This is a genomic window from Enterobacter cloacae complex sp. S1 (genome assembly GCF_014930525.1).
Taxonomy (GTDB): Bacteria; Pseudomonadota; Gammaproteobacteria; order Enterobacterales; family Enterobacteriaceae; genus Enterobacter; species Enterobacter hormaechei_C.
On sequence record NZ_JADBRE010000004.1, the window covers coordinates 283,440 to 297,949 of the forward strand.

The following is a 14,510-nucleotide window of genomic DNA, read 5'->3' on the forward strand; positions in this document are numbered from 1 at the left end:
GGTTTCGTTTGCAGACAGGATTTTATGGAACGCTTCTTTGAAAACGCAATGTATGCCTCTCGCTGGCTGCTCGCACCCGTCTATTTTGGTCTCTCCCTGGCGCTGGTCGCCCTGACGATCAAGTTCTTCCAGGAGATATTTCATGTCCTGCCAAACATTTTCTCCGTGGCAGAAGCCGATTTGATTCTGGTTCTGCTGTCGCTGGTGGATATGACGCTGGTGGGGGGATTACTGGTGATGGTGATGTTCTCCGGTTATGAGAATTTCGTCTCTCAGCTTGATATCGCCGAGCACAAAGAAAAGCTCAACTGGCTGGGGAAAATGGATGCCTCATCGCTGAAGAATAAAGTCGCGGCGTCGATTGTGGCGATTTCGTCTATACACCTGTTACGCGTCTTTATGGACGCGAAAAACGTCCCGGATAATAAGCTGATGTGGTATGTGATTATCCACCTGACGTTTGTGCTGTCGGCGTTTGTGATGGGGTATCTGGATAAGATCAGTAAGAAATAAATTCACCATGCCCCTCACCCTGCCCTCTCCCCAGAGGGGAGAGGGTGTTCAAGTTCCCTCTCCCCTCTGGGGAGAGGGTTAGGGTGAGGGGCGAAAGCATCGGACCGCACTATTTATTTATCCGACGACGCCTGCCACAAATTCAGCTCACCATCCGCAACGTGCTGGTCAATCCGCGTCAGTTCATCTTCGCTAAAGCGCAGGTTATTCAGCGCCTGAACGTTCTCTTCCAGCTGCTCCGGGCGGCTCGCGCCAATCAGCACCGACGTTACACGCTCATCTTTCAACAGCCAGCTTAGCGCCATCTGCGCCATCGTCTGCCCGCGCGCGTGCGCCATCTCGTTCAGCAAACGAAGGCTGCTCAGGTTGGCTTCCGTCAGCATTTTCTCCGTCAGGCCGCGCACTTTTTTCCCTTCGCGTTGCATACGTGAACCGTCCGGAATACCGTTCAGGTATTTTCCGGTGAGCAGGCCCTGTGCCAGCGGGGTAAAGGCGATACAGCCCGTTCCGTTTTTCTCCAGCGCGTCCAGCAGGCCGGTCTTGTCGACCCAGCGGTTAAGCAGGTTGTAAGACGGCTGGTGGATCAAAAGCGGGATCTTCCACTCGCGCAGCAATTCGGCCATTACCGCCGTGCGTTCCGTGGAGTAGGACGAAATGCCGACGTACAGCGCTTTTCCGCTCTGCACCGCGTGCGCCAGCGCGGAGGCGGTCTCTTCCATCGGCGTGTTTTCGTCTACGCGGTGAGAATAGAAAATATCCACATACTCCACACCCATGCGTTTCAGGCTCTGGTCGAGGCTGGCGAGCAGGTATTTACGTGAACCGCCCGAACCATACGGCCCTGGCCACATGTCGTAGCCCGCTTTGGTGGAGATGATCAGCTCGTCACGATACCCGGCAAAATCCTCCCGCAGCAGACGGCCAAAATTCTCTTCAGCGCTGCCTGGTGGGGGGCCGTAGTTGTTGGCAAGGTCAAAGTGGGTAATACCGAGATCGAAGGCCTTACGCAGCAGCGCGCGCTGGGAATCGAGCGGCTGAACGTGACCGAAGCTGTGCCACAGGCCTAGCGACAGTGCCGGTAAGCGCAGGCCGCTTTTGCCGCAGTATCGGTACTGCATGTTTTCGTATCGGCCAGTGTAAGGGTGCCAGGACATGATGTCTCCTTTCTTGTCGGTGAATTTTCGAAACAACGTTTTCATTCTATGCCGACTCGATAACAAAAAAGTATATTTTCTGCGGTATCTGCCGATAAAGAGGGTAGTACTCGCCTCTGGGCGAATTCACCCTCACGGCAAGGAATACTCAATGAAGATGCTTCGTAATTTCACCATCCGTTTCGTCATGCTGACGATACTGGGGATCTTTTGTGTCATGTGGGCAGGCGTGGGGCTTTACAGCACCTGGTCTCTGTCTCGTGTTTCTGATGGTAATGATGTTGACCGCCAGCTGGTCCGGCAAATGACGGTGCTGAGCCAGGGCAACGATCAGTATTTCCGTTTCGTCACCCGCCTGAGCCGGGCGATGGAAGTTAAAGCGGCGGGCGGCACGCCGGACCTGGCTCCTGCTCAGCAGGCGCTGGATAACATGAGTAAAAAGCTGGCAGAGATGAAAGCTATCTCTCCGGGCCCGATGGATGAAAAGGTGTCTGCGCAGGTGATTTCCACCTGGCAGGCGCTGCTCGATCGGGGCGTGACGCCGCAGATGGCGCAGGCGAAGCAGGCGACGCTCGAAGGCTATCGTCAGCATGCCAACAACGTCACGCCGCCGCTAAGCCGTGCATTCGGGGCAGCGGCTGAGAACTTTAACAACACCGCGTCGAAGGCGCTCGACAGCACGCGCGTGGTGGTCGACGGCCTCACCAGCATGACCCGGACGGTGATTATCACCGCCACGATCGTGGGTCTGTTGATCCTGCTGTTCACCGACCGCTACCTGGTGGCGATACTGGTAAAACCGCTGGATCGTATCCGTCAGCAGTTCCGCCAGATTGCGCAGGGCGATCTCAGCCAGCCGATTGAATCCTTTGGCCGCAACTGCGTGGGGCAACTGGTGCCGCTGCTGAGCGCCATGCAGGACAGCCTGCGGGAAGCGGTCAGCACGATTCGTTCCGGCAGCGAGAATATCTGGCGCGGGGCAACGGAGATCTCCAGCGGGAATAACGATCTCTCTTCGCGTACCGAAGAGCAGGCCGCCGCGCTGGAAGAGACCGCGGCCAGCATGGAGCAGCTAACCGCAACGGTGAAGCTGAACGCCGAAAGCGCGCGCCAGGCCAGCCAGCTTGCGGATGTCGCCTCCAGTACGGCCAGCCGCGGCGGCTCGCTGGTGGAAGATGTGGTCACAACCATGAGCGGCATTTCGGACAGCTCGAAAAAAATCGCTGAAATCACTACCGTCATCAACAGCATCGCCTTCCAGACCAATATTCTGGCGCTGAACGCCGCGGTGGAAGCGGCCCGGGCCGGGGAGCAGGGGCGGGGCTTTGCGGTCGTGGCGGGTGAGGTGCGTAATCTGGCCAGCCGCAGCGCGAATGCGGCAAAAGAGATCGAAGGGCTGATTGCAGATTCCGTTGCCCGCGTGGAGCAGGGGGCGCAGCTGGTGAACGATACCGGTACCACGATGGAAGCGATCCTGCGCGACGTGACGGAAGTGACCGTCATTATGAAGCAGATCGCCACCGCGTCAGAGGAGCAGAGCAAAGGTATTTCTCAGGTCGGCGTTGCCATCACGCAGATGGACGGCGTGACCCAGCAGAACGCCTCGCTGGTGGAGCAGGTTTCCGCCGCCGCCGCCGCACTTGAACGGCAGACCGAAGAACTCCAGCGCTCAGTGCAGAAATTCCGTCTCACCGCGTAACCTCTCGTGTCAGGCCGTCTCTGGCGGCCTGACGTTTATCGCTCTGAATAATCTGTGTCACCTGCGACAGCTGACCAATTTTCACTTCACTTGCCCGCATAAATTTACTTTTGTCGATCAGCAGCAGCGACTGGCTGGCGCGGTTTAACAGCAGCGCCTTAAAGCCCGCGTTGTGCTCGGACGGATCCCAAAGGACGCCATGCTCATCGACCCCTTCACACGAGAAGATGAACAGATCGATCTCCAGCCCTTTTAGCTGCGTCACCAGCGCCGGGTTAACATAGCAGCGATACTTACGCTCAAGCGTTCCGCCGGAGCAGATAAGCGTGATCCGCTCGCGCTTTGCCATCTCGTGGCAGATAGGCAGACTGTTGGTAAATACGGTGAGGTCGATGTCCGGCAACTGGCGCGCCAGATGAAAGCAGGTTGAGCTGGCGTCGAGGGCGATGGTCATCCCTTCGCTGATCCAGCCCAGCGCGTGGCGGGCAATATCGGCTTTGTCGGCATAATGGCTTTTCAGGCGTGCGCCAAAGGGTTCACCGCTGTCGCGGCTGTCCGGGTGAATCAGACGCGCGCGCCCGTGCTGGCGCAGAAGCTTCCCCTGCTGCTGCAACGACTTCAGATCCCGGCGGATCGTCTCTTTGCTGACGGAGAGCTTTTCAGCCAGCACATCGGTAGTCAGCCAGTCGCTTTTACTCAGCAAGGTGATAAGACTCTGCTGTCGGGTCGCTTTTAGCGTCTGGTCTGACATACGAGGCTCCTTGCGCACGCGTGCTGACGCATTTTTCTCATCGTGGAAGAAGGGCGGCGAACCGCCCGGTCATGGATCAACCCTGACGTTTATCTTCCGTCTGGGTATCGAAGTCGCTTGCTGAATGACGCTCATGTAACTGCTCGTTCAGCTCGCCGTTGGTACGGTTAACAATGCGCCCGCGTTTAACGGCCGGACGATTCGCCACATCTTTTGCCCAGCGCTGCACGTTGGTGTACTTCCCGGCATCCAGGAACTCGGCGGCGTTATACACGCTGCCCAGCGCCACGCAGCCAAACCATGGCCAGACTGCCATATCCGCAATGGTATATTCCTCACCCGCTACGTAACGACCGCGCGCCAGCTGTTTGTCCAGCACGTCGAACAGGCGTTTAGCTTCCATGGTGAAGCGATCGATAGCGTACTCAATCTTCACTGGTGCGTAGTTATAGAAGTGGCCAAAACCGCCGCCGAGGAACGGGGCCGCGCCCTGTAACCAGAACAGCCAGTTCAGGGTTTCCGTTCGTCCTGCCGGATCTTTTGGCAGGAAGTGACCAAATTTCTCGGCCAGGTAGAGCAGGATATTGCCGGATTCAAAGACGCGCGTCGGCGGGGTGGTGGAGTGGTCACGCAGGGCCGGGATCTTCGAGTTCGGGTTCACGTCGACAAAACCGCTGGAGAACTGATCGCCCTCACCAATGCGGATCAACCATGCGTCGTATTCCGCGCCCGTCACGCCCAGCGCCAGCAGCTCTTCCAGCATGATGGTAACTTTCTGTCCATTCGGCGTACCGAGAGAGTACAGCTGGAGCGGGTGCGCGCCCACAGGTAGCTCTTTCTCGTGCGTCGCGCCCGAGACGGGACGGTTGATATTGGCGAACGCGCCGCCGTTATTCTGTTTCCATTCCCACACTTTCGGTGGCTGATAGGTGTTATCTGACATGTTGGCCTGCCTTTTTGGTGTTGTGTTGAGGCAGTGTAGCAGGAGATGCAGGAACCGTTTAACGATGCGAGCGTAATGGGCAGGGCGGGTGTATGATAACGCCACCTCTGTCAGTTAATTACAACGTGCAGACGACGACAACCCCACAAAAAAATTGCCGCCTGCCTGTTTTAGGTTGGACACATGCGTAAAGGAACGTTAAGCAGTGACGCACCCTTCGGGACGTTATTAGGTTATGCGCCGGGTGGCGTGGCGATTTACTCTTCAAATTACGGCAGTCTCGATCCGCGTCACTACCCGGAAGACGCGGAATTCCGCAGCTATATCGGCAACGAATACATGGGCCATAAATGGCAGTGCGTTGAGTTTGCGCGCCGTTTCCTGTTTCTCAATCACGGGTTTGTTTTTACCGACGTCGGGATGGCGTGGGAGATCTTCTCCCTGCGTTTTTTGCGCCAGGTGGTAAACGACAATATTTTGCCGCTACAGGCCTTTGCTAATGGCTCAAAACGCGCGCCGCAGGCCGGTGCGCTGCTCATCTGGCAAAAGGGCGGTGAGTTTCATGAGACCGGCCACGTCGCCGTCATTACCCAGCTGCTGGATGACAGAGTGCGCATTGCCGAGCAGAACGTTATTCACTCCCCGCTGCCGATGGGGCAGCAGTGGACGCGCGAGCTTCGTCTGAGCGTGGAGGATGGTTGCTATACGCTTCATGACACGTTCAACGATACCGAGATCCTCGGCTGGATGATCCAGACGGAGGAGACGGAACACAGTATTCCTCAGCCGGAGATCGACGGTAAGCTGCTGAAAATCAGCGGCGCGCGGTTGAAGAACAACCGTCAGTTCGACGGAAAATGGCTCAATGAAAACGACGCCCTGCAACAGGCGTACGTTCGCGCCAACGGCCACGTTATTAACAACGATCCCTGCCAGTACTTTACCATTACCGAAAGCGCCGAGCAGGAGCTGATCAAAGCCACCAACGAACTGCATCTGATGTACCTTCATGCCACCGACAAGGTGCTGAAAGACGACAGCTTACTCGCGCTTTTCGACATCCCGAAAATTCTCTGGCCGCGTCTGCGCCTCTCCTGGCAGTGGCGTCGTCACCATATGATCACCGGTCGTATGGATTTCTGCATGGATGAACGCGGCATCAAGGTTTACGAGTACAACGCGGATTCCGCCTCCTGCCATACCGAGGGCGGGCTCATTCTTGAAGAGTGGGTGAAAAACGGCTATCGCGGCACCGGCCACAATCCGGCGGAAGGCTTGCTGGAGGAGCTGACCGGCGCATGGAAGCACAGCCACGCGCGGCCGTTCGTCCATATCATGCAGGACAACGATATCGAAGAGGATTACCACGCGCTCTTTATTCAGCGCTCGCTGATCCAGGCCGGGTTTGAAACCAAAATCCTGCATGGACTGGGGGCGCTGAGCTGGGATGCCGCCGGGCAACTGATTGATGATGAAGGCCGTCACGTCAACTGCGTATGGAAAACCTGGGCGTGGGAAACGGCGATTGAGCAGATCCGCGAGGTGAGCGAAACCGAGTACGCCGCCGTGCCTATCCGCACCGGTCACCCGCAAGGTGAAGTGCGCCTGATTGACGTCCTGCTGCGCCCGGAAGTGCTGGTCTTTGAACCACTGTGGACGGTGATCCCAGGTAACAAGGCGATCCTGCCGGTACTGTGGCAGCTGTTCCCGAACCACCGTTACCTGCTGGATACCGATTTTGAAGTCAACGATCTGCTCAAACGGACCGGTTATGCCGTTAAACCGATCGCCGGACGCTGCGGGAGCAATATCGATCTGATCGGCGCCCAGGACGAACTGCTGGACCAGTCCAGCGGCAAGTTTGTTGACCGCAAAAATATCTACCAGCAGCTATGGTGCCTGCCGAAAGTTGACGGCAGATACATTCAGGTCTGCACCTTTACCGTGGGCGGGAACTATGGCGGAACCTGTCTGCGCGGGGATGACTCGCTGGTGGTGAAGAAAGAGAGCGATATTGAACCGCTGATTGTGGTGAAAGATAAATAACGTCTCCCTGTTATAAAAACGCCCCCGCAGGGCATGTTGCGGGGGCTTTTCACTACTGTTCTTCCTCTTCCTGCTGCTCGCTGATCTTCAAATCAATGATCCGGCCAATCTGGTCATGGTAAACCGTCAGCAGGTTGTACTGGCTCATCTCGGACATAATTTGCGGCGTGACGTTAAAACTTTGGGCAAGCTCGTCATGGCGCAACATTTCCGGATGACGCCGCCTCACATGCGCGCGGCGGCGATTGTACTGATACCACAGGATCAGCAGCCAGCCGTTAAACGCGGCAATTAGCAGATAGACCAGCACCGTATTAAAAGAGGCGATAATCACGCTCCAGCGGTGATCGCCCTCCTCGGTTAACTGCATCCACAGCCTGGCGTACAGGAAAAACAGGAATCCTCCCCAGGCTATCAGCGTTAATGCGGCATCGAAAAGACGCGGTGCCAGCCGATGTTCAGTCAAAATTAACGTATTCTCGTTCATTGAATGCTCCCTTTACCCCGGTCTGGACTGATCCAGCGCGCGCGGGCGCGTTTGCGTTTAAGCATGACTTTCGGAAATGCCACGAGGGTGGTAAACAGGCCAATCATCCAGTACACCATCGGGAACCAGATTACCCAGAACAGCGAGCCTGCCACTTTCCGCTCGTAGCGCCGCTCGATATACAAACTGACGAGGAATTGCAGCAGGCACATCACGCCCAGCAGCAGCCCGGTAAACGCCGGGGGAAACAGGCTCGCAACGGCCAGGTTCGCGGGAAGAGGGATAATATGGCTGAGAATGAACAACACTACGGTCGCCCCATAGGCAAACGCCCACAGCGTTGATAGCGCGTACTCAAGAAACAGGGGCCACATGCGATGATGCTCCCAGCGGGCCATCTTGCGCAGGTTAACCAGAAACACCTCTGCACCCCCCTGCGCCCAGCGCAGACGCTGTTTCCACAGCCCCTTTAGCGTCTCCGGCATCAGGATCCAGCACAGTGCCCGCGGCTCGAAAAAGATATCCCAGTGGCGAAGCTGAAGCTTCCAGCTTATGTCGATATCCTCTGTGATCATGTCCGGGCTCCAGTACCCGACATCCGCCAGCGCCTGTCGGCGAAAGGCGGCGATGACGCCGGAGACGGTAAAGACCCGGCCATAGATCCGCTGCGTTCGCTTGATAAGGCCAATAATGGAAGAAAACTCGCCCACCTGAATGCGGCCAATCAGCGTTGAGCGCGTGCGAATACGCGGATTCCCGGTGACGGCCCCAACGTGGGGATACTGAATCAGCGGTGCCACCAGATACGCCGCGGTGTCGCGGTCGAGCAGGGCGTCGCCGTCAATGCAGACCAGCAAATCGCCCCGGGCCGCCGCAGCGCCGGCCTTGAGCGCCACGGCTTTCCCCTGGTTCTCCGCGAGATTAATCACCCGCAGGCGCGGTTGCTCTCGCGCCAGCTGTTGCAGTACCTCCGCCGTGTTATCAGAAGAACCGTCGTTGATGGCGATAACTTCCACATTCCAGTACCGCTGACCCAGCGCGGCGCTAATGGTCTCCCGTGCGTTGCGTTCCTCATTGAAGCAGGGAATAAGAATCGAGATTAACGGCTCACCGGCTAAGGCGGGGGCGGGTGTTGCGTTATCCCACGACCAGTGCCGTTCAAGCTGAAACCAGAAATAGAGGCCGCCGGTTACCCAGAGCACGGACATAAACAGCGGCCAGAAAAAGACAAAGTCCAGAATCAGTTCGCCGGTAAACAGAGCGGCTACGCCTAACGGCAACCCGAATACCAGACACAAAATAGAGAAGGCGATAATGCGATCAGTCATTGTCAGGATACCAGTACGAAGAAAATTCAGGTCTGATACGTGAGATATCAGGTTGGTTGTTGAGGAAGTCGTCGGGGTAATAACCGTAATTTTTGATGCCGTTCAGCTGGAGCACCCGCATCCACTCCATCAGACGTTCATCGGCTACGGCACGCTGCGGTTTCTGTGCCCAGTCCCTGGCCTGTAGCTCAAAAATCGTTTTATTCAGCGCGCCGGGGCGTGCGGCGACGGCTTTGACTAAACGCGTCAGCCAGGCATTGCTCTCTTCTGCCGGGACGGACTCCATCAGCGGCATTGCCATCGGCACCGTCCAGTCGTAGGCCGCCAGAAAATCATCGATATTTTGCGCAAACCATGCCTCGCTTTCCGGCTCGATAATGGGCAGCGCGAACATGTTCCGCGCGGTTTTGATCTGTGGGCCACGGATGTTTTTCACCGCCTGGCTCAGGGTGCGGGTAAAGCCGATAAGTCGCTGACTCTTCTGTCGGGTCGTGTCCTGTCCGGCATCGTCAACGTCCGTCAGCACCGCGTCATCATGAAATAAGATGCCATTGAAGCTGGCATAGCGGGCCAGATCTTCATAGATCTCCGTCACCTGCTGGCGAACCTGCGGACTCCAGGGGGAGAGCCTGATATAGGGCTCGGCGGCCACGGTCAACTCTCCCGTTTGACGATCCCGGCGCTGCACGCGCGGCAAGGCTGGACTGAGATCGAAAGAGAGAACCGGCATCCACGCGAAGACTTTCACTCCCGCGCGGGTTTGTAGCTGCCAGGCGACAAAATTAAAGAGATCGGCCCGGACCGGGAGCCGACGGTTGGGGAAATAGAGCGCATCGATCCTGCCGTCGCCCCGCGGATCCGAAAACGCCTGGAGAAACACATGGCTGATTTTCATGTCGTAGACCCGCTGGACGAGTTTGTTGATGTTTTTCGTCTGCTGGGCCGGATCGGGATCGTAGACGTAATCGAGATCGACATGCATGACGCGCACCGGGTCAAACTCCTGAACGCGGCTAATCGTGTTGGCAAAGGTTTTTATCGACGGATTTCCGGCGATCAGCAGGCGCGGGATGTTGCCGAGGTCGCGCACGTTTCCCAGCCCGTCCTCCAGGGTAAAGGCCAACTGATAGCCCTGTTTTTGGGCGATAGCGAGCGACGTACCGTTGGCAGCCCCATAGGGCCACACCCAGGCACGCGGCGCTTTTCCCGTCACCTGGGTGATTTTATCGGTGACTTTCCGTACGTCTGCGGCGATCCGCTGGTTGAAGTGTTCATCGGTTTCGTAATGCCCCGTCGCGTTATCGAAAAAACGGTTGGCGATGGCGGGTTCACGGCTTCCCTGCGGGTTGGCCGGAATGCCGTAATGCGAGTCCCAGGTATGCGAGCCAATCTCAATCAGCGGGGACTGGCTGAGCTCTCGTACCATATCCCAGGTGGCAAAGCGATCGCGGGGCGTCATCAGACCGCCGAAGTTAACTTTTTGATTTGCCGGCGTATCCACCCAACTGCCCACCGGCGCCCACAGCGCAGGGACGTTCCAGGCCTGAAGCAGGGGCCAGACCCGGGTGTAAAAGCTGCTGTAGCCGTCGTCAAAGCTGAGCAAAACGGCTTTCGGCGGCAGCGCTTTTTTCCCTTCATGCGCATCCAGAATGTCCTGCACGCTGATGGCGTGATAGCCGTTGTGCAAAAGCCAGCTTATCTGCTCGTTTAACGCGCTGGTGCGAACGGAGAGGTAGCGCTGATCGGCGGCATCATCTTCAACGTCGTGGTAGGCCAGGACCAGAAACTGATTCTCCGGCCAGGGTTTGCTGGCCTCCAGCTGCGGCCTCTTTTCAGGGGCCATAAAGGAGAGCGGCTGCGCGCAGAGGCTCGCGCTGAGGCAGAGCCAGCCGATGACGATCAGGCTTACAGAAAAACGTGTGTTCAGCATATTCATCCTTAAAAGCGTAAAGTCGCATCTAACGTGACGGAGAGATTGCTCTCGCGTTTGCCGTCGTAAGGGCGCTTATCCCAGTTCAGCATCACGCCAGTATCGACAACGTTGTTCCACTGGATGCGTTGCCCGTAACCCAGCAGGGTAACGGCACCCGCGGACTGATTTTTCTGCCAGTAGCTGCCCCCTCCTGCCACGAACTGCTGGCTCCAGAGGGTGTCGTAGTGGCGGTACATCTCATGGTCAACGGACAGGGCAGCCGTCACGGACAGATCCCGTGCCGGGTTGTAATAGAGCGTATTCCGCAGGCTGTTTTTACTGGCGGCGATCCCCGGTTCGAGATCCAGCGTCAGGGTCGGGGTCTGCCAGAGACGCTCTTTCCCGGAGAGGGTGTATTCCTGACGGCGGTTGTGGTCTGAGAAGCGGCTGACGGCGGCGTTGAACTGGTATTCACGTCGCTCGTTTTGATACCAGCGCACCCCACCTTCACCCCGGTTGGCGCTGATCCCATTGCGTAATGCCCGTAAGGGTGTGGCGCGTGACAAGCGTTCGAGGTTACCGCTGACCTGCCAGTTATCACTCAGGCTGTAGGTTGTTGAGAGCCGTGCGCCCGGCCTGTTTGTACCGTGATAGCGGTTGCTGGAGAGCTCGGCTTCGAGCGTGAGGTCACGGGGGCGCCACTCAACGCCGCCCAGCAGGTGGCGGCTGATGCCTTTACCTTCGTCGAAATTCCCCTGGGCATAGCGGGCGCCGGCAAACAGCCGCCAGTTATCCGCCACGGGCGGGCCATAGAGCGTGGCGTCCCAGTTCATGTCGTGGCTACCGCTGACGGGGTTATCTGAGTGCAATCCTTTACCCGCGTTCAGACGCAGCTCAGACATATGGTGGACCGCTCTGAGTCTGTCCAGGCGACGGGCGCTGCGATCGGCGGGGGCGCGAGCAATTACGTCATCAGCCAGTAAATCCATCTGGCGCCACTCCTGAAGGTCCATTGCGACGTAAGCCTGCTGTTTTTCAAGCTCCAGATTCGCGGGTTCAAGCGCCTCTGCTCGTTTAAGCTTTTGCTCGGCCGCGCGCGGCAGGCCTCTGGCCTGAAGCAGGGCGGCATAATCAATCTGTAACCCCTGATTTCCCGGCGCCGTTGATGCCAGACGATACGACAGCTTTTCGGCCTCCGGCAGGGCGTTGGTCGCCAGCAAATAGTTAAGTTTGAGAGACTGTCCGGTGAGCCACCGATCGTTCGGCTGAGCGGTCGGGGATCCGAAATCGTAGCGGGTCCAGGGAACGCTGCGGGTCTCGCGCTCAACGTAGTGGCGGGCGGTCTGATACTGCCCCGTATCCAGCCAGGCGTAGAAAAGCGCATGCTCCTCATCCTGCGGATCGGAGGCGTAGTGTGGATAGCGTTGCACAAGCGAGAAGGCGGCGACGGTGTTTTTCTCCTGCAAATATGCCGAGATCACCCAGCCGATGGCCCAGTCCGGTACCGGATGCTGTGCGGCCGTCAGCGCCTCATATTCGCTAATGACCTGCCGGTAATTACCCTGCGCATACAGGGCGCCAAGCCGATCGATACGTGCAAGGACGACGTCTTCAGCCGCCTGCGGTTCGTTTTGCCAGCGGGAAAGCAGGGCGTGATAGCGATCTAACGCGTTTTGTGCCAGCCGCAGGCGCTCTTTCTCCGTTCTGCCAGGCACATCCGCCAGGCGTACCCTTTCAGCCGCGGCGTTACGCTCAAGGCGGCGGCGCTCCGCGGGAGACATCGCCGCGCTTTGCGACAGCCAGAGTGCAGGCGTGCTTACCCGGTTTTCCGTTAACGCATCGATCGTCTCGCGAAGAAGGGCATTATTCCCGGGAGCGGCGTTCAGTGCGCGCATGTCCGCCAGCAGCCGGTCCCCGTTTTTTCCCTGGCGCATCCAGACATAGGAGAGCGTCTCAAGGTGCGCGGGAGAAGGATTGTCCTTAACCAGCCGCCGGGCTTCCGAAAGCGCGAGGCGATCTCTGCGGGCATCGGCCAGGGTCTTAACATAGCCGATGCGGTAATCGTCGTTATCCGGCGCAAGGCTGAGCGCCTCTTTCCACAGCGATAAGGCGGATGGCCAGGCTTTTTGGTTTCTTCTGGATTGGGCGACAGCAGCGATGGCGCGAGCGGGCAGCGGCATATAAATACCATAACGCTGCCAGACCCGGATAACCTCATCATCGCGTCCTGCCCAGGAGGCTACCTGTAACCAGTCCGCAACCTGTCCGGGTGTTAAAGCATGCTGTTGCTCATAGCGCTGTAGGTAATCAAGAAACAGAGCGTAATTACCGTTACGTGCCTGTTGTATCTGATGCTCATAAACGGATTCATCAGCCTGAACCAGAACAGGAAAGAGTAAAAGCAGGAGCAATAATATTGTGGTGCGATAAAAGAATAACGTAGTGAAGCTAAGCGATCTTTCCATATCTATTTGCCATTTGTTTATCGTGAATCCATTGCATAACACGGCCGCCTTTTAACTCTGTGTTAAAGGGCATAAAGGAGAACATTAAATCTGAATGATGCTACGTTATGGGGTACTTACTTAAAGGTAATTATGAGTCCTCATCTCAGTGGTCTGATTGGGCTTAATGTACACCCGATATGTTGAGGGATAAATAAGTTGAAAAGCGGCTGGGAGGTTTTGAGATAATTCTGGAAGAAGTAAGTTTTTTAGATAATTCAGTGCAGGATTGTTCTTTTTAACTGATTGATGTTAAATGTTTTTTCTTTTGCTGCTTCCTGTTTTTTTATATTAGAAATGAAGTTCTGCTGAGTTAATTAAAGTACTTTCTGGTGCATGTTTGGGAAGTTTCATGACAAAAATTCTTAATGTTCAGAGAAGTGACTTTTCTGAAATTCTTTTTTATTTATAATTAACGCCAGGCATTGAGTGATAGTCTACAAAAAGTCTAGCTCACCAATGTCATATTGAGGGATGATCAAAGCCAGAAAACATTTGCCGTTAATGTAAAACGCTATAAACGAAAGCGTTCTTGTTTCTTAAGAGGCGGGCTTGCTTTAATCTAAAAGGGATGGTTAGTGGCGACTTCAATAGTGTTAGTGACTCAGGATTGTTTCCTTGTCAGGGGGATGCGGCTATTTTTCCCGGATATAATTTGCCTCAGTTCGATAGACAGAAACATATTTGATACCGACGCAAATGAATATACTGTACTGATTGATAGCCGTACGCCGCTCCGTTTATATGATTACCTGATACGCCATCCGGCCAGAACGAGAAAAACGATCTGCTGCGTTATGCTGGATATGCGTCCTCGAGAGGAGGATCTTCTCAGTATGAAGCTGTTTATGAACACGTCGCTTACGGCTCCGGATATGGCGTCGTTATTCAATCTGGTGCTTGATATGAAAGGCAGGCGTCTGACAACCAAATGGCTGCTTAACTTACGGCTGAGTCGACACGAAGCGATAATGATCCGGTTGCTGAAGGCAGGGAGGTCAATGGAAGAGATTGCAGATAAGCTGAATATGTCGGTTAAAAGCCTCTATCGCAAGCGAACGGTGCTGTCGGAGCGGTTAGGGGCAGGGAACTTCAACGAGGCGTGTTTGTTTATCTTTAAAAACAAACTGCTGGACGTGGTTGGGAACGATCCCTAGCTTCGTCAGAAGCCAA

Annotated in this window: 11 protein-coding genes; 4 read left to right on the forward strand and 7 right to left on the reverse strand. The window is 56.2% G+C overall.

Going from position 1 to position 14,510, the window contains the following annotated elements; genetic code table 11:
• The first annotated feature begins 24 nt into the window (after positions 1 to 24).
• On the forward strand, positions 25 to 513 hold the full coding sequence (locus tag IM290_RS03830; RefSeq protein ID WP_006811956.1) for a TIGR00645 family protein: 489 nt from the start codon (positions 25 to 27) through the stop codon (positions 511 to 513).
• A gap of 113 nt (positions 514 to 626) precedes the next feature.
• Here the strand turns inward: IM290_RS03830 and IM290_RS03835 are convergent, their stop codons facing one another.
• The gene (locus IM290_RS03835; protein ID WP_032649519.1) at positions 627 to 1,667 is read right to left on the reverse strand and encodes an aldo/keto reductase; all 1,041 of its coding nucleotides are present in this window, start codon (positions 1,665 to 1,667) and stop codon (positions 627 to 629) included.
• A gap of 151 nt (positions 1,668 to 1,818) precedes the next feature.
• Between IM290_RS03835 and IM290_RS03840 the strand changes: the two genes are divergently transcribed.
• Positions 1,819 to 3,366 carry a methyl-accepting chemotaxis protein gene (locus IM290_RS03840; RefSeq protein ID WP_110293060.1) on the forward strand — a complete coding sequence of 516 codons (1,548 nt, stop codon included), beginning with the start codon at positions 1,819 to 1,821 and terminating at the stop codon, positions 3,364 to 3,366.
• Here the strand turns inward: IM290_RS03840 and fucR are convergent.
• Both fucR and yghU read right to left on the reverse strand, forming a co-directional pair.
• Positions 3,356 to 4,117, reverse strand: coding sequence for an L-fucose operon activator (gene fucR, locus IM290_RS03845; RefSeq protein ID WP_015571863.1), 762 nt, complete (start codon positions 4,115 to 4,117; stop codon positions 3,356 to 3,358). The two genes, IM290_RS03840 and fucR, sit on opposite strands and share 11 nt — an antisense overlap.
• Positions 4,118 to 4,193: 76 nt before the next feature.
• Positions 4,194 to 5,060, reverse strand: coding sequence for a glutathione-dependent disulfide-bond oxidoreductase (yghU, locus tag IM290_RS03850; protein WP_003862465.1), 867 nt, complete (start codon positions 5,058 to 5,060; stop codon positions 4,194 to 4,196).
• A 183-nt stretch (positions 5,061 to 5,243) separates the two neighbouring features.
• Between yghU and gss the strand changes: the two genes are divergently transcribed.
• On the forward strand, positions 5,244 to 7,106 hold the full coding sequence (gene gss / locus IM290_RS03855; RefSeq protein ID WP_193042148.1) for a bifunctional glutathionylspermidine amidase/synthase: 1,863 nt from the start codon (positions 5,244 to 5,246) through the stop codon (positions 7,104 to 7,106).
• 52 nt (positions 7,107 to 7,158) lie between these two features.
• Here gss and pgaD read toward each other — a convergent pair whose 3' ends face one another.
• Genes pgaD through pgaA form a run of 4 tightly spaced genes read right to left on the reverse strand, consistent with a single transcriptional unit; the run spans position 7,159 to position 13,298 of the window.
• Positions 7,159 to 7,593 (reverse strand): poly-beta-1,6-N-acetyl-D-glucosamine biosynthesis protein PgaD, encoded by a 435-nt coding sequence (gene pgaD / locus IM290_RS03860; protein WP_015571861.1) that lies wholly within the window; start codon positions 7,591 to 7,593, stop codon positions 7,159 to 7,161.
• A complete protein-coding gene (pgaC, locus tag IM290_RS03865) occupies positions 7,590 to 8,921 on the reverse strand; it encodes a poly-beta-1,6-N-acetyl-D-glucosamine synthase (protein WP_015571860.1) in 1,332 nt (443 codons plus the stop codon). The genes pgaD and pgaC overlap by 4 nt, the downstream gene beginning before the upstream one ends.
• Entirely contained in the window at positions 8,914 to 10,851 is a 1,938-nt protein-coding gene (gene pgaB, locus IM290_RS03870) for a poly-beta-1,6-N-acetyl-D-glucosamine N-deacetylase PgaB (RefSeq protein ID WP_193042149.1), read from the reverse strand. The genes pgaC and pgaB overlap by 8 nt, the downstream gene beginning before the upstream one ends.
• Before the next feature lie 8 nt (positions 10,852 to 10,859).
• Positions 10,860 to 13,298, reverse strand: a complete 2,439-nt coding sequence (gene pgaA, locus IM290_RS03875) for a poly-beta-1,6 N-acetyl-D-glucosamine export porin PgaA (RefSeq protein WP_193042150.1) — start codon at positions 13,296 to 13,298, stop codon at positions 10,860 to 10,862.
• A gap of 668 nt (positions 13,299 to 13,966) precedes the next feature.
• Between pgaA and IM290_RS03880 the strand changes: the two genes are divergently transcribed.
• Entirely contained in the window at positions 13,967 to 14,494 is a 528-nt protein-coding gene (locus IM290_RS03880) for a LuxR C-terminal-related transcriptional regulator (RefSeq protein ID WP_045324834.1), read from the forward strand.
• Positions 14,495 to 14,510: the final 16 nt, after the last annotated feature.